This window comes from Tardiphaga sp. P4_G1 (genome assembly GCF_056401215.1).
In genome coordinates, this window is the sequence record NZ_JBFUJU010000005.1 from 144,925 (window position 1) to 160,556 (window position 15,632).

The following is a 15,632-nucleotide window of genomic DNA, read 5'->3' on the forward strand; positions in this document are numbered from 1 at the left end:
GCAACGGCGGGTAATGACGTGTCTATAAGTTTACGTGATCGCCGTGAACTTGTTTGCGACGCAATGCCGGTGTCTGACAGGGCGGATTAAGGCTATATTAACCATAGCAACGTGTTGGCTTCACTTGGCTTCTCAGAAACGTATTTGGGCGTGTTAATACTTTGTTCATGCACAGACTGAACGCCCGCGGGAGCCTGTTTTGAGCGGCCCGACCTTGGAACAGATCGCGAAAGGCGACGGCTTGGCGCTGTGCGCGGCTGGGTCGTGGACGGCGCGTTTTGCCCCCGCGCTCGAAAAACTTGTCGGTGAGGCCGAGAAGCTGACCGGTAGCCGCCCCAACATCTTCATCGACGTGTCGCAGGTCTCCAAGCTGGATACATTCGGCGCCTGGCTGATCGAGCGGTTGCGTCGGGCGCTGACCAATGGCGGCCACGAGGCGCAGATCGCGGGCCTGTCGGCGAATTACGCGACCCTGGTCGACGAGGTCCGCCGCGTGAAGCCTGCGGTCCCGTTACCGGCAAGCGGTAGCGCTCTGACTGCCGTGCTCGATGGCATCGGCCGCAATATCTATGGCATCGGGGAAACCCTCGTCGCGCTGGTCGATATGATTGGTGCCGTGATCGCGGCCTGGTTCCGCGTCTGGCGGCATCCGTCGAAATTCCGGCTCACCTCGGTGGTGCATCACCTGGAGCAGGTGTGCTGGAACGCAGTACCGATCGTGGTCCTGATTACCTTCCTGATCGGCTGTATCGTTGCCCAGCAGGGTCTGTTCCATTTTCGCCGCTTCGGTGCCGACGTCTTCGTGGTCGACATGCTCGGCGTGCTGGTGCTGCGCGAGCTTGGCGTGCTGCTGGTGGCGATCATGGTCGCCGGTCGTTCTGGCAGCGCCTATACCGCCGAGCTTGGTTCCATGAAGATGCGCGAGGAGATCGATGCGCTTCGCACCATGGGCTTCGATGCCATCGAAGTTCTGATCTTGCCACGCATGGTGGCGCTGGTACTGGCGCTGCCTATTCTCGCATTTCTCGGCGCTATGGCTGCGCTCTATGGCGGCGGTCTGGTCGCCTGGCTCTATGGGGGCGTCGATCCATCGTCATTCCTGTCGCGGCTGCGCGAGGCGATTTCGATCAACCACTTCATCGTCGGCATGGTGAAAGCGCCTGTGATGGCCATGGTGATCGGCATCGTGGCCTGCGTCGAAGGCCTTGCCGTGCAGGGCAGCGCGGAGTCGCTGGGGCAGCACACCACCTCGTCAGTGGTGAAGGGGATCTTCTTTGTGATCGTGATGGATGGCGTATTCGCGATCTTCTTCGCAACGATCGGGATCTGACGGCCATGACCTCGACGACTGCGATGCCCATTACTGAGACGCCGACGGCTGCCGCCTCCACCTCTGCCGATGCGATCATCAGCGTGCGCGATCTTACCGTGGCATTCGGCAGCCGTCGGGTGCTCGACGGCCTCAACCTGAACGTGGCGCGCGGCGAAATCCTCGGTTTCGTCGGCGCGTCCGGCGCCGGCAAGTCCGTGCTGATGCGCACGATCATTGGCCTCGTCCCAAAGGTCTCCGGCACGATCGAAGTGTTCGGCACCGATCTCGACAGCGGCGACAAGGAACGCCGCGAAGTCGAGCGGCGTTGGGGTATCCTGTTTCAACACGGGGCGCTGTTCTCGTCGCTCAACGTGCGACAGAACATCCAGTTTCCGGTGCGCGAATATCTCAAGGTCTCGGAACGTCTGCTCGACGAGATCACCATGGCCAAGCTTACCATGGTTGGTCTCAAGCCGGAGGTCGCCGATCGCTATCCGTCGGAACTCTCGGGCGGCATGATCAAGCGCGTGGCGCTGGCGCGGGCGCTCGCGCTCGATCCGGAGATCGTGTTCCTGGACGAGCCAACATCGGGTCTCGATCCGATCGGCGCTGGCGATTTCGACGAATTGGTGCGCACGCTGCAGCGAACTTTGGGGCTGACCGTTTTCATGGTAACTCATGATCTCGACAGCCTGCATACAGCCTGCGACCGGATCGCCGTTCTCGGTAATGGCAAGATCATCGCGCAGGGAACGATGGCCGACATGCTGGCCTCGCAGCATCCCTGGCTTCGGGAATATTTCCACGGCAAGCGCGCACGCGCTGTTATCGGCTAGTTGTACTGGAGTTGGTTTGATGGAAACGCGGGCGAACTTCGTCCTGATCGGAATTTTCACGCTGGCGGTGATCGCCGCAGCGTTCGGCTTCGTGTTGTGGTTCCAGAATCTGCATTCGACCACGCAGCGCACGCCGCTGCGCATCATTTTCGAAGGCGCGGCGTCGGGCCTGCGCAACGGCGGCAATGTCAACTTCAATGGTATCAGGGTCGGCGAGGTCGTCTCTGTGAAGCTCGACAATCCCAAGCGCGTCGTTGCGCTGGCGATGGTCGAGAACATCGCGCCCATTCGCAAGGACACGCAGGTCGGTCTGGAATTTCAGGGGCTCACGGGTGTAGCGGCGATCGCGCTGAAGGGCGGCGATGAAGCTGCGCCCGCGGTCCCGCTGGACACCGACGGCGTGCCGGTCCTGACGGCCGATCCGGAGCTGTTGCGGGATATCTCTGAATCGATCCGGGCAACGCTGAACAACGTCAATCGTCTGGTCGCCGACAATCAGGATACTCTCAAGGGCGCCATGAAGAATGTCGAAACCTTCACGGCGACGCTGGCGAAAAATTCGGAAGTAATCGACGGCATCATGCTGAAGATCGACAGCGTGATGGGCAAAGCCGATGGTGTCATGGGCAAGGCCGACAGCGTTGTTGCGCGAACCGACAATATCCTGCTCGGCCTTGATGCGCTCGCGGGGGGCAAGGACGGCGGTGAGCTGACTGCGGCCGTGAAGTCGTTCCATGAGCTGACCGAGAACCTCGACAAGCGTTCCGGCGCATTGATGCTCGATGGCCGCCGTACCCTCGCCGATATCAGCCGTGCGGTGAACAATCTTGACCGCAACCCGACGCGCCTGTTGTTTGGCGCCAGCAGCGGCACACCCGCGGCTGCACCTGCTCCGGCCGCGCCGCCGGCATCTGTCGCTCCGCCGCGTCGTCGTCAGCAGGCTCAATAGACACCAGTCTGAATATACAGGGAGAGCGCTGATGGAGACCCAAGATAGCTTCACCATCAGCAATGGCCGCGTCACGGCGACGATCAAGGCCGCTGGTGCCGAACTCTGCTCATTGAAGGATGCGCATGGGCATGAGGTGCTCTGGCAGGCCGGCGAGGAATGGCCTCGCCACGCGCCGCTGCTGTTTCCGATTGTCGGCAAGCTAAAGGACGATGTGCTGCGCCATCGCGGCCAGGTCTATGCAATGACCCAACACGGTTTTGCGCGCGACCAGCGCTTCAGCTGGACCGGGCAGGGACCTGCATCCTGCGCGCTGTCGCTGATGGACAATGACGCCAGCCGCGCGAAATATCCGTTCGCGTTCCGGCTTGACGTCACCTATGTGATCGAAGGCGATGAACTGGTGATCGGTTATGCCGTGACCAACACTGGCGACGAGATGCTGCCGGCCTCGATCGGTGCGCATCCCGCGTTTCACTGGCCGCTGACGGATGGCGCCGACAAGCGCGCGCATACGATCATCTTCTCGGATGCCGAGCCGGCGCCGATCAGACGGCTCGAGGGTGGACTGTTGCTGAGGGAGCCAGAACCATCGCCGGTGCAGGGCGGCGCACTGGCGCTGTCGGAATCGCTGTTCCTCAAGGATGCGATGATCTTCGATCATCTCGCCAGCAGGTCGCTGAGTTATAGCGCGCCTGGCGGACCGACGATCACCTTCGCCTGGGAAGGCTTTCGCGAACTTGGCATCTGGTCGAAACCATCCGGGGCTGCATTCCTCTGCATCGAGCCGTGGTACGGCTATGCCAGCCCGGTGGATTTTGACGGCGAGTTCGCCGACAAGCCGGGCGTAATGCATATCGCGGTGGGCGAGACGCGCAGCTTCACCCAACGCATAGGGTTCGCATAAGGTAACTGTCGCGGCCCGTGATCCAGCAGACCGCTGCATCGAGGAGGTCCGTCATGTCGAGAACTGCGTCCTGTTCGTGCGGTCAGCTGTCCATCGTGCTCGAAGGCGAGCCGAGGGGCGTCGGTATATGCCACTGTTTCGCCTGCCAGCGCCGGACCGGCAGCGTCTTTGCCGCGCTCGCGGGCTTCGGGCCAAGTTACAATGTGAGCGGCATCGCGACCGAGTATGTCCGCACGGGGGATCAGGGCGCGCGCTTCCGATTCCGGTTCTGTCCCGTCTGTGGCACCAATCTCTTCCACACCGAAGAAGGATATGAAGCGCGTTCCGTAGCTGTGGCGGTCGGCTGCTTTGCTGATCCGGATTTTCCGCCTCCGGAGATCTCCGTCTATCATTGTCGGCGGCATGCCTGGGTGTCCTTGCCGTTCGGCGTCAACATTCACGACAAGGATCCCGCGTGATGACGGCACCGGCCTGGCCCCGCGTCTAGCGCTCCGGCACAACAGCAGGCTCAACAAAAAAGCGGAGGCATCGCTGCCTCCGCTTTTCGCGTTCGTATTTAATCTTGCTTAGCCCAGCCGACCCGCTGCATGCGCGAGCAGGGTGTAGACCAGACCGGTTTCCGAGGTCAGATGGCTGCGCAGCGCTGCCGGGCCGCGTTCATCGCGGGCGACTTCGTCGAGCAGGCGTTCGAACTCGGTGATGTAGCGATCCACCGTACCCTTGAAGTTGCGGTCCGACCGATACTTGCGGGCGACTTCATCGAAAGCCTTCTGGCCGGCGGGCGTATAGAGCCGCTTGCTGAAGGCCTTGCTCTCGCCGCGCTGATAGCGATCCCACATTTCAGCGGCGAGCGTCCGATCCATCAAGCGGCCGATGTCGAGCGACAGCGACTCCAGCGGATTGGCCGAGGCTGCAGGCTGCTGCGGAGCCGGTGCGCGGCGCGGCGGCGTGCGATCTTCCTCGACGTGATCGGCGCGGCCGAGCAGATCCGACAGCCAGCCGTCACGGCCCTGGTCGGAGTTGGCCGGAGCGACCGACGGCGCTTCGGTGCGACGCGGCGCAGGACCACCGATATCGGGCATCGGCAAGTTCGTTGCGCTACGGGCAGGCGGCTCCTCGCGGCGCGGGGCCGGACGCGTAGCCTCGTGGCGCGCTTCACTACGGCTGCTGGCGATCGCCATCGCCGGCTCCTCGTCACGCTGCACGCTGGTGGTGCGGCTGGTCGAGACCACGTCGAGGCCGCGGCCGTGGCGGGCGACGATGCGGTTGAGCTCGGCGAGCGCCTCGATCTGGTCGACGATCACCTTGCGCATCTGCGCAGTGCTCTCGGCGGCTTCCTGCGGCATGTCGAGAACGCCACGGCGCAGTTCGGTGCGGGTGCTCTCGAGCTCGTTGTGCATTTCGGCAGCCATCTGCTTCATGCTGGCGACCATCGACGAGAACTTGTCGGCCGACTGCTTGAACATGGCATCGGCTTCCTGCGTGCCCTGCTGGTAGATTTCGCTCATGGCTTGCGTTGTCGCGCGGCGTTCTTCTTCCGCGGCGGTGCGAACGGCTTCGAACTGCCGGCTGATCGCTGCCGAGCCCTGACCGGCGGTCTCTGCGACGACGCGGGCGATGTCGCGGGCACGCTCTTCAGCGGCTGCCAGCGATTCATCGAGCAGGCCGGTGAAGCGGGTGAGGCGCTGATCGAGATCGGTGGTGCGCAGATCGATGGTGGTGACCAGCGATTCCAGCGCCGCCTTGCGTTCGCCGACCGACGACATCGTGGTGCGGTTGCTCTGTTCGACCAGAGCCGCGGCATCCACGAGGGCATGGCCATGGGTTTCGAACTGGCCCGAGAGTGAGCCGAGATCTTCCAGGGCCTTGGAGGTCTTGGAGGTGAACACGGTGAGCTGTTCTTCCAGCGTCTGGGTAGCCAGGCCGTTGCGCGACGTCACGTCGTTCATGGTGGACACGAAGTCCGCCACGCGGGTGACCAGAGCGCGCTCCAGCGAGTTGAGATTGTCGTGGGCGCCGGTGAGGACTTCCTGCAGCAGGATGTTGCCTTCACGCAGGCGTTCGAACAGCGCGACGGTATCGGTGCGCAGGATCTTGCTGGTTTCCTGCATCTCCGTGACCGCAGTGATCGAGACCTGACGCGACTGCTCGATGGCGGTGCGCGAGCTCTGCTCGAGATCCTTCAGCGACTTGTTGACCGCACCGGTGGCGAGTTCGCCAGCCGTGGTGATGGCGCGAGCCACGTCCGTGCTGTTGGTGACCATGGTCTGCGAGAAGGTCTGGCCGCGGCTCTCGATCGCCTTGAGCGCGTCGGCGGTGACGCGATCGATATCGACCGTGAGCTGATTGGCCTTGGCGCCCAGCGCATCGACCAGCGAACCGCGCTTGGCGTCGACCATCTGCGACAGACGGTCGGTCTGCTGCTGCACATAGGTGACGATTTCGTCGGTCTTGCCGGTCATCGTGGTGCCGAAGCTGCCCGAAGCGGCGAACACCGACCGCTCGATCTCCGACGAGGTGGTCTTGATCTTGGTGGTGATCTCGTTCGAGGCGGCGACCAACGAGTTGTGCGCATTCTGCGCACTGGTCTGGATGTTGTCGGTGGTGTTGGCAGTGACGTTCGAGAGCGAACGCTCGATGTCGGCGGAGATCACCTTGATCTGGTTCGCGGCATCCGCCGAGGAGGTTGCCAGCGAGGTCTGCACTTCTCGGGCACTCGACAGGATCGCAGCCGCCGTATCGGCGCCGACCGCGGTGAGTGTGCGCTGCACGTCGATGGAGAGCGACTTCACATGGCTTGATGCCTCGGAAGACGCTGTGACCAGCGTGCTCTGGGCTTCGCGGGCGCCGGCGACGATCGACTCAGCAGTTGCGGTGCCGGCGGTAGTCAGGCTGCGCTCCATGTCGGCCGCGAGGTTGCGGACATGGTTCGACGCTTCGGTCGAGGCGTCGATCAGCGAGGACTGGACATTGCGCGTGCTGGCCAGGATCGAGTCCGCGCTGGCGGTGCCGGCGGCGATCAGGGTTCGCTCGACATCGGCCGCAAGGGTGCGGACCTGCTGCGAGGCGTCGGTCGATGCGGCGACCAGTGTGCTCTGCGCGGCGCGGGCGCCGGACAGCACCGAGTCGGCCGTCGCCGTGCCGGCGGCAGTGAGCGTGCGTTCGATATCAGCCGAGAGCGACTGGATCTGGCTGGCGACTTCCGAAGAGGTGGCGACCAGGGTCGACTGGGCGTCGCGGGCACCTGAGAGCATCGAGGCCGCCGTGGCGGAGCCGGCCGCGGTGAGGGTGCGTTCGACATCGGCCGACAGTGACTTCACCTGCAGCGAGGCTTCCGAAGACGCATTGACCAGCGTGGCCTGCGCATCGCGGGCGCTGTTGACGATAGCCGTGGCGGCAGTGGTGCCGACGGCGGTCAGCGAGCTCTCGATATCGGACGCCGTCAGCTTCAGCTGCGCGCCGACATCGGTCGAGACCGACACGAGGGATTCCTGCGCGGCGCGGGCGCCAGCCTGAATGGTCTCGCTCGTATTGACCATGAGATGCGTGAGCGAACGCTCGGCGTCCTCGACATTGGTCTTGATGCCGATCGAGAGTTCTTCGGCGCGGGCCATGAGCGAGTCGCTGGCCGTGCGGCCGGAGGTTTCGATGCGGCCGGCAACGGCTTCAATGCGCGAGCCGAGCAGTTCCTCGAACTGTTCGACGCGGGTTTCGATCCCGCCGGCGACGATGCCGATACGACCTTCCATGCCTTCGTGGATCGTCTGGAAGCGCGCAGTGATGGTATCCGCGAACTGCGTGCTGCGGCTGTCGATGGCATCGGTGACGTTGTTGATGCGGCTGTCGATGGCCGTTATCGCCTGCGTCGTGCCTTCGGTGAGCGAGCTCGTAAAGTAGGAAAGGCGGTCGTCGATCGAGTGGATCGCCTGCACGGCGCCTTCCGTGAGCGCGGTGGTCAGGTGGGTCAGGCGGTCGTCGACCGAGCTGACTGCGAGGTTCGCGCCTTCGGTCAGGGCGGTGGTCAGATGCGTCAGGCGCGAATCGACCGACTGGACGGCCTGGTTGGCACCTTCCGAGAGCGTCGATGCGAGGTTTTCAAGACGCGTATCGATGGTCGCGGTGACCGACTGCGCCCGAGCGTCGAACGTTTCTTCAAGGCTCTTGAGACGTCCATCGACGGTCTCGTCGAACGATTTGATCCTGGTGTCGAGCGACGCATCGAGATTGACGACGCGGCCTTCGAATTTGGTCTCGAATTCTGCGAGGCGGGTGTCGAGCGACGACGTGATGCCGCCTACATTGGACGCAACGCGGGTGTCGAAATTATCGACATAGGTCTTCAGCGTTTCCGAGATGTCCTGCGTGCGCTGACCCAGGCGATCGACGACTTCGCCGCCGAAGGTCTTCACGGTGCGGTCGAATTCCGAGATGTGCTTGGTGATCAGTGCGCCCAGCGTGCCGCTGTCGCGCGAGAAGCGCTCGGCCAGCTCGCTGCCCTGTTCCTTCACCAGTTCGTCGAAGGCGTTCATCTGCAAGCTGAGGGTGTCGTGCGCGGTTTCGGTCTGGCTCGCGACCTTGGCGACCAGTGCGTTGACGGTGGCGTCGAGGGACTCGCCCGCCTTGTCACCTGACGTGAGGATCTGGTTGGCCAGGCGGTTGCCGGCATCGTCGATCTTGCTGACGAGGTCGCCGCTACGCAGCTCGAGTTCGAGCAGCAGGCTATCGCTGGAATTCTTCAGCGAGTCGTGGACCTGCTCGGTGCGGTCCGACACGCGATCGACAATCGTGGACGAACGCTGTTCGAACTCGGTGGTGATGCGGTCGATACGCTCGTTGAGCATTTCGTGGACGCGGTCGGCGAGATCGACGAACTCGTCGTGTACGTGGCCGGTCTTGAAGTTGAGGCTGGTGGTCAGACGCTCGCTGGCGTCGAGCACCGCGCGGGTGGTCTCGGCGCTGGCCTCTTCGAGGCGGTCGAGCAGGTCGCCGCCACGCTCGCCGAGCGCGAGGATCATGTTGTCGCCGGCATTGCCGAGGGCGCGGGTAATGTGTTCGCCGCGCTCTTCGAGGGCGCCGGTGATGCTCTTGGCGACTTCGTCGACGCGCGATGCGATGGCGTCCGAAATCAGCGCGATGTCGTGGCGAAGATCGATCTGCACGCCCGAAATGGCGGAGCGAACCTGCTCGGCCTGACCGACCAGGTTGTCGCGCTGATGCGCGATGTCCTGTAGCAGCGCGCGGATACGGACTTCGTTGTCAGAGTAAGCGCGCTCGAGCGCGGAAACTTCGTTGGCGACGAGGGTTTCGAGTTCGCCGGCACGTGCAATCGCGCGCTCGACGCCGTCGCCCATCGCGGCGACTTCGCGGCGGATCGCCTGGCCGACCGTGACCATCGAGTCGCTGGCCGTGCTTTCGGGCTCGGAGAAGCGGATCGCAACCTGTGCCATCGACTGGGCGATCAGGCGCATTTCCTGGCCGCGCCAGGCAAGACTGGCGAGGAAGTAAAACAGCAAAATCGGGGCGAACAGCAGCGCAGCAAGGCCAGCCAGCGCCAGCGTGCCGCCGGAACCCTGACCGATCAGGGCCTGCAGCGACGGCAGGAACGCAACGGTCAACAGGCCTGCGCCGACGATCCACAAGCCGGCGAACAGGGTGGCGAGTGTATAGACGTTGCGAGCGGGGCGGTTCTTCTGCAGCGCCTGCAGGATCTGGCCGATGGTTTCGCGGTCATCGTTCGCGGGACGGCGCGCAAAGCGCTGATCGTCCTGCGGCTCGAAGCTCGGGCGATCATTGGCGATGCGTGCGTCGAAGGCGTTGTCGTCGAGGTCGACGGGGGAAGATGGATTGGTGGGGGCGTTGTCGGCACGGATCGCGGGTTGATCGCGATCGACATGCGCGGGGTCGCTGATATTGAGTGCTTCCTGGATGGCAGAGAGCGCGACTTCGGTCGGATCCTTGGCCTTTTTGGTGTTGTTTGCCATGCTCGTTCCACGCCCCCTGATTACGCAACTGACACAGAAGTCCCCACGATTCGTTCCCGCCTGCAGCATGGCGACTGGCCATGTGCACCCCGCGGGACGAATTTCGGACTGCCGGTCGCTCGGCTTGTCCGCTACTTCCGCAAACATCCTATTGGCTTGGTCGCGCGAATGAAATGGTTCTGGTTAAGACATTCTTAATGATAGTTAACGGCTTCCCCCGGTAACTTCTTGTAGCGCCTCAAATAAACGGAATGGCCCCTCAATCGTGGCGAGTTTGCGTCAAAACTGCGTCAACCCAGCGGATTGTACCTAGAACGTTCCGTTAACCAATTCCGTGTTTGGCTGCAAAAAATCGCAGCCGGATCGTTCGGTTGGCGGGAATTTGGGCCATCATCAATGCCGCTTCACCTCGAACGGGTTCAATGGATGCCGTCACCGCCGCTGGTTCCCGATGACGGACCGATCGATTTCCCCCACCTTCAACGTATGACTATGGGCGATAGCAGCCTGGAACGTGAAGTTCTGGCGATGTTCGCGGCGCAGTCGAGCGAATTGATCGAGAAGATCGTCAAAATGCCGACGGATGCGGCTGAACTCACGCACAAGCTGAAGGGCTCCGCGCAGGCGGTCGGCGCGTTCCGCATCACGGAAGCCGCCGAATGGCTGGAAACTACGCTGCGCGACAGCAGCGATACCGCTGAGGCCCTGATGACGCTCACCGACGCCGTTCTCGAGGCGCGGGCGGAGATCGACGTCCTTCTGAAACGGTCCTGATCCCCAAGGGATCAGCTTTGATCCCAAAGGGATCGTTTTTGATCCCCCAAAGGGGGCATGCTTGGCCCTGCTTTTCTAGATGACGGTTTTGCTGCGGAGCGCTGGCGCGATCCGGATCGACCCGTTATAGGACAGCCGGTATCTTCCTTTCGGCAGCGCGAGCATCATGGCCAAGATAAACTTTGTCGATCACTCCGGTGAGACCCGCAGCATTGACGCCGAGATCGGCTCCACGGTGATGGAGGCGGCCATTCGCAATGCCATCCCGGGTATCGAAGCCGAATGTGGCGGCGCCTGCGCCTGTGCCACCTGCCACGTCTATGTCGACGAAGCCTGGCAGGAACGCGTCGGTGCGCCGACGCCGATGGAAGAGGACATGCTGGACTTCGGTTACGACATCAAGCCGAACTCCCGGCTGTCGTGCCAGATCAAGATCACCGATGCGCTCGATGGGCTTGTCGTGATCACGCCGGAACGCCAGGCCTGAGCTTACCCAGACTTGTTATTTACTGCGCGTTCAAGCCGCGCAGCATCCATGGCTGAAACCGGTCGACGACGTCGGGCGGGATCGGCGTCGGCTGGCGGCTGGTGAGGCCGACCATCACGGTCGTTGCGATCGCCGAGGCCATGCACTTGCCTTCCGAAAACACCACCTGCGAATAGGTCACCGAGGTCCGGCCGATCTTGGTAACACCGAGCCCGAGTTCGATCTTGCCGGGCCAGTGCAATTCGGCGCGAAAGTGAATATCGAGCCGCGCCAGCACCCAGCTTTGCCCCGGCGCGATCAGCCCGCATGCCGGGTCCCGCATCAGCAACACGCGGCTGGTTTCGAAATAGCTCGAATAGACCGCGTTGTTGACGTGGTTGTTCGGATCGAGATCCGCAAAGCGCACATTGTCCGACAGGCGATAGGGATAGTCGTCGAGGATGGGCGCCGGGGCGCGGGCTGGGGCGTTCACGAAATTGATCTCCAGCAATGCTTGGCAGGTTTGCGCCTGTTACAGCGCAGTTGCACAGCCTAGGCAAGGGCGGGACACATGCTGATTTCAGGCCGAGCCGCTGTGGCTTTCCCCGTGTGGCGCCGCTAGGCTGGACGCAATTGCCGGATGGCGCCGGGCTCTGCGATCTCGCAGGGCTGCTTCAACCGAGAAAAAACACTATGGGCGAAACGATCAAGACGGACGTGCTGATCATCGGCGCCGGCCCCTGCGGACTGTTCGCCGTTTTTGAACTTGGTCTGCTCGATATGAAGGTCCACCTCGTCGATATCTTGGACAAGATCGGTGGCCAATGTGCCGAGCTCTATCCAGAAAAACCGATCTACGACATTCCTGCGATTCCGCTGGTCACCGGTCAGGGGCTGACCGAAGCACTGCTGGAGCAGATCAAGCCGTTCCATCCGACCTTTCATCTGAATGAAATGATCGAGACCATCGAGAAGATCGGCGATCCCTTGTTTCGTGTCACGACGGATGCCGGCCAGGTGTTCGAAACCAAGGTGGTGGTGATCTCCGCCGGCGGCGGCTCGTTCCAGCCGAAGCGTCCGCCGGTGCCGGGCATCGAGGCCTATGAAGGCACGTCGGTGTTCTACGCGGTGCGCAAGATGGAGCAATTCCGCGACAAGGATCTGCTGATCGTCGGCGGCGGCGATAGTGCGCTGGACTGGACGCTCAACCTGCATCCGGTCGCGCGGCGCGTCACGCTGTTGCATCGGCGCGATGATTTTCGTGCTGCGCCTCACAGTGTCGAGCAGATGCGCAAGCTCGTGGCAGCCGGTCAGATGGACCTGCAGATCGGTCAGGTCACAGCGCTCGAAGGCGAGGGAGGCCATCTCACTGGGGCTGTTATCAAGGGCAATGACAACGAAAGTGTCCGGATCGACTGCAATACGATCCTGCCGTTCTTCGGCTTGACCATGAAGCTCGCTCCGGTCGCCAATTGGGGCGTCACGCTGGAGAACAACCTGATCCCGGTGGAGACGGCGTCGTTCGAGACCAACGTGCCCGGCATCTTCGCCATCGGAGATATCAATACGTATCCCGGCAAGCTGAAACTCATCCTGTCCGGCTTCCACGAGGGCGCGCTGATGGCACAGAAGGCGTATCACTACGTCTATCCGGACAAGCGACTGGTGTTTCAGTACACGACGTCCTCCTCGAGCCTGCAGAAGAAGCTCGGCGTTAACTAACTTCGGCTAGTTGTTGGAATCATCTTGTATGACGGAGATGCAAAGGCGGTTCGGATCGCCGGTAACCGCGTCGGGTTCGGTGGGGCAGCTTGTGGCAAAGCTGTGGCCGCTGACACAATCGGACATCCGGCGCGCGATCGGCAATCTTGCAAAAGCCATCAACCGCAGTCACTCTCTCGTCGCGGAAGATTGATAGTCTATGCAATCGGATCGAGTGCGGATACTCGGCGGATGCCTGGACGACGAACTGCAGTGGGGAAGGCGATGGCACAACTTCGATTCCGACGTCTGGCGCTCACAGTCGCTTCAGGTCTGGCCGCGTGCGCGATGTTCGCCGGCCCTCTCCACGCAGCTGAGCCGACTGCTGCCGGGCTCTGGCAGAAGGTCGAGAATAACAAGCCTGTCGTCTGGGTTCTGGTGGTTGACCATGGCGGCGGCGTATTCGAAGGCGCGATCGCCAAGACGTTTCCGAGCCCCGATGACAAGCCGGGCGACGACTTCTGCGGCAAGTGCGTCGATGACCGGAAGGGCCAGCCAGTGCTGGGCATCTCATTCATCCGCAACATGCAGCAGCAGGGACTGAAATACGAGAACGGCAACATTCTCGATCCGCGCGACGGCAAGGTCTACAAGGCCAAGATGAGCGTCAGCGCCGATGGTCGGGCGCTCACCGTGCGTGGCTATTGGGGCATTGCGCTGCTCGGCAAGGACGAGACCTGGTACCGTCTGCCCGACACCGAAATGGCCTCGCTCGATCCAACCGTGATCGCGAAATATGTGCCGACCCTCGCGGCAGCAGCCGTGAAGCCGCCAACCGTCGGTAATGCGGCCGCGAAGGCCCCCGTCGCGCCGATGAAGAAGGCCAGCAACGTGACCCCGGGTAGCAACGTCGCGCGCTGATCGCCGCCAACTTGCTTGTGGCTCCCCCACAAGCGAAGACTGTCCAACACCCCACATTCTGGAAGCCGACGCCATGGCGCGTCGGTCATTTCGCTGCCGATTCAATCGTGGCGCGCCAGCTTCCAACGTTGCTAATCGGCTCTCTCCGGACGTCATTCATTTGAATACCGGATCATAGAAATATGATTCCACGTCTGTTCTTCGCGGCCCGTCGATCGATATCGTGCATCGATCCAATGACAATGGCTGCTGAAGGAGCCCATCACGATGATCGTTGCGCATTACGAGCATCGCTTGCCCGCCGACTATGATCTCGGCCTGATCCGCTCACGCGCACAGGAGCGTGGGCCGCTCTGGCATGCAAAGCCGGAGCTTTATTTCAAGGGATTTCTCTTGCGAGAGAGCGGGCGCTTCGGGGCAACGACGTCTAGCTATTCCTCGCTTTATCTGTGGCAGCACGACGAGGCGTTTCGCGATTTTCTCGTGAACGGCGGTTACAAGATCGTCGTCGATATGTTCGGTCGGGCGCGGATCGAAACACGCGTTGCCCTCGATGCCCGCAAGGGGCGTAGCCTGAAAGCTCGCTTCGCCTATCGGCAAGATATCGCCATACCGCCCGACGCCGATCTTGAAACAACGATAAGAGGGGAGATCGAGCGCAACGCGGATCTCTCGGCGCGCGCCGGAATCGTTGCGGCCGTCATCGGATTGGATGCCGAGAAGTGGGTCTTCACCCGCGTTCTGCTGTCAGAAAATGAACAGACCGATGCTGGCGCTTGCTACCAGATCCTGCATCTGGCGCAGCCGCTGCTGGATCGCCTTCCATACGCTACCTAGCTCGTATGCGCGCGGTGTTCGCGGAACGCAGCCGCGAGGGTTCGCAGCGCTTGGCGAGACTGCATATCCGACAGTGTCGAGAGAAGTACGATTTCCGACGACGCCAGCGGTGGCAGGCCAAACTTCTGGCTGACTTCGATGGTGCCGGCCGGTGCAAGCCGGCAGGAGAAGACCGCGGTGGCAAGACCCGCCGAGACAGCGTCCGATACGACTGAAGAGCCGCCACCGAGAAACACCTCCGTCCATGCGATGCCAGCCGCGTCCAGCGCATGAATGGCAACGTCGTGCACGCCACATACTGGCGTTAGCGCCGCCAGTCGCAATGCCTCGCCCGGCCGGTGCACAAAGCCTGGTGCTGCGAACCAGCCGAAATGCTCGGGCGCAAGCACTTCGCCGTCGCGTCGGTCATCCTCACGCCGGACGATGGCCGCATCGATTTCGCCGCGGTCGAATGCGTCCAGCAAATTGCGTGAATTATCGAGGCGAACCTCGATCGTGAGCGTGGGGTCATGGGCATTCAGGCGAGCCAGCAGCGTCGGAACCTCCGGCCCGGCCACATGGGCCGCAATGCCGAGTGCGAAACGGCGACGGGTCGCAGACAAAGCTGCGACAGCGCGATCATGCGCGGCCAGGAAGTCGCGGGCTGAATCGACGAATAGCGCGCCTTGCGCCGAGAGGCGCACCATTCGCGGGGTTCGTTCGATCAATTTATGGCCGAGGCGGTCTTCCAGCCGCTTCAGCTTCACGCTGATCGCGCCCTGGGTCGTGCCAAGCGCTTCCGCCGCGCGGGTGAAGCTCTGAAGATTGGCGATGGTCACGAATGCCTGCACGGCATCCACGTCCAGGGCACTCATTTGAATTATCCATATTTGTTGTCTCTGAAATATTTAATCATCCAATTCTGAAATGATCAACCTCTGCCTATGTTGCGTTCATCGCAACGCAGAC

Annotated in this window: 14 protein-coding genes; 11 read left to right on the forward strand and 3 right to left on the reverse strand. The window is 62.3% G+C overall.

Annotated features, from left to right (window positions below; translation table 11 throughout):
- The first annotated feature begins 199 nt into the window (after positions 1–199).
- The 5 genes from AC1DUY_RS13375 to AC1DUY_RS13395 are packed head-to-tail and all read left to right on the forward strand — an operon-like array spanning position 200 to position 4,462.
- Positions 200–1,330 (forward strand): ABC transporter permease, encoded by a 1,131-nt coding sequence (locus AC1DUY_RS13375; RefSeq protein WP_089265213.1) that lies wholly within the window; start codon positions 200–202, stop codon positions 1,328–1,330.
- A 23-nt stretch (positions 1,331–1,353) separates the two neighbouring features.
- Positions 1,354–2,148 carry an ABC transporter ATP-binding protein gene (locus AC1DUY_RS13380; RefSeq protein ID WP_175366653.1) on the forward strand — a complete coding sequence of 265 codons (795 nt, stop codon included), beginning with the start codon at positions 1,354–1,356 and terminating at the stop codon, positions 2,146–2,148.
- 19 nt (positions 2,149–2,167) lie between these two features.
- Positions 2,168–3,097, forward strand: a complete 930-nt coding sequence (locus tag AC1DUY_RS13385) for an MlaD family protein (protein ID WP_120291412.1) — start codon at positions 2,168–2,170, stop codon at positions 3,095–3,097.
- Positions 3,098–3,128: 31 nt separating this feature from the next.
- The gene (locus tag AC1DUY_RS13390) at positions 3,129–4,004 is read left to right on the forward strand and encodes an aldose 1-epimerase family protein (protein WP_478114835.1); all 876 of its coding nucleotides are present in this window, start codon (positions 3,129–3,131) and stop codon (positions 4,002–4,004) included.
- A 53-nt stretch (positions 4,005–4,057) separates the two neighbouring features.
- The gene (locus AC1DUY_RS13395; RefSeq protein ID WP_093756638.1) at positions 4,058–4,462 is read left to right on the forward strand and encodes a GFA family protein; all 405 of its coding nucleotides are present in this window, start codon (positions 4,058–4,060) and stop codon (positions 4,460–4,462) included.
- A gap of 108 nt (positions 4,463–4,570) precedes the next feature.
- Here the strand turns inward: AC1DUY_RS13395 and AC1DUY_RS13400 are convergent, their stop codons facing one another.
- Positions 4,571–9,985: an apolipoprotein A-IV repeat region-like domain-containing protein gene (locus AC1DUY_RS13400; protein WP_478114837.1), complete on the reverse strand. Its 5,415-nt coding sequence runs from the start codon at positions 9,983–9,985 to the stop codon at positions 4,571–4,573.
- A gap of 303 nt (positions 9,986–10,288) precedes the next feature.
- Here AC1DUY_RS13400 and AC1DUY_RS13405 point away from each other — a divergent pair, with 303 nt between their 5' ends.
- Entirely contained in the window at positions 10,289–10,759 is a 471-nt protein-coding gene (locus AC1DUY_RS13405) for an Hpt domain-containing protein (protein WP_439059363.1), read from the forward strand.
- A gap of 166 nt (positions 10,760–10,925) precedes the next feature.
- Positions 10,926–11,246 (forward strand): 2Fe-2S iron-sulfur cluster-binding protein, encoded by a 321-nt coding sequence (locus tag AC1DUY_RS13410; RefSeq protein ID WP_089265206.1) that lies wholly within the window; start codon positions 10,926–10,928, stop codon positions 11,244–11,246.
- A 19-nt stretch (positions 11,247–11,265) separates the two neighbouring features.
- On the opposite strand, the gene AC1DUY_RS13415 is transcribed toward AC1DUY_RS13410, so the two are convergent.
- The gene (locus AC1DUY_RS13415; protein ID WP_441230256.1) at positions 11,266–11,718 is read right to left on the reverse strand and encodes an acyl-CoA thioesterase; all 453 of its coding nucleotides are present in this window, start codon (positions 11,716–11,718) and stop codon (positions 11,266–11,268) included.
- Between the two features lie 200 nt (positions 11,719–11,918).
- Between AC1DUY_RS13415 and AC1DUY_RS13420 the strand changes: the two genes are divergently transcribed.
- From AC1DUY_RS13420 to AC1DUY_RS13435, 4 genes are all read left to right on the forward strand, one after another.
- Positions 11,919–12,947, forward strand: coding sequence for an NAD(P)/FAD-dependent oxidoreductase (locus AC1DUY_RS13420; RefSeq protein WP_478114840.1), 1,029 nt, complete (start codon positions 11,919–11,921; stop codon positions 12,945–12,947).
- 28 nt (positions 12,948–12,975) lie between these two features.
- Positions 12,976–13,140 carry a hypothetical protein gene (locus AC1DUY_RS13425; RefSeq protein ID WP_175366574.1) on the forward strand — a complete coding sequence of 55 codons (165 nt, stop codon included), beginning with the start codon at positions 12,976–12,978 and terminating at the stop codon, positions 13,138–13,140.
- 71 nt (positions 13,141–13,211) lie between these two features.
- Positions 13,212–13,847 (forward strand): DUF2147 domain-containing protein, encoded by a 636-nt coding sequence (locus AC1DUY_RS13430; RefSeq protein WP_478114843.1) that lies wholly within the window; start codon positions 13,212–13,214, stop codon positions 13,845–13,847.
- Between the two features lie 267 nt (positions 13,848–14,114).
- The gene (locus AC1DUY_RS13435; RefSeq protein ID WP_439068572.1) at positions 14,115–14,684 is read left to right on the forward strand and encodes a DUF4865 family protein; all 570 of its coding nucleotides are present in this window, start codon (positions 14,115–14,117) and stop codon (positions 14,682–14,684) included.
- Here AC1DUY_RS13435 and AC1DUY_RS13440 read toward each other — a convergent pair.
- Positions 14,681–15,538: a LysR family transcriptional regulator gene (locus AC1DUY_RS13440; protein ID WP_068735591.1), complete on the reverse strand. Its 858-nt coding sequence runs from the start codon at positions 15,536–15,538 to the stop codon at positions 14,681–14,683. The two genes, AC1DUY_RS13435 and AC1DUY_RS13440, sit on opposite strands and share 4 nt — an antisense overlap.
- Positions 15,539–15,632: the final 94 nt, after the last annotated feature.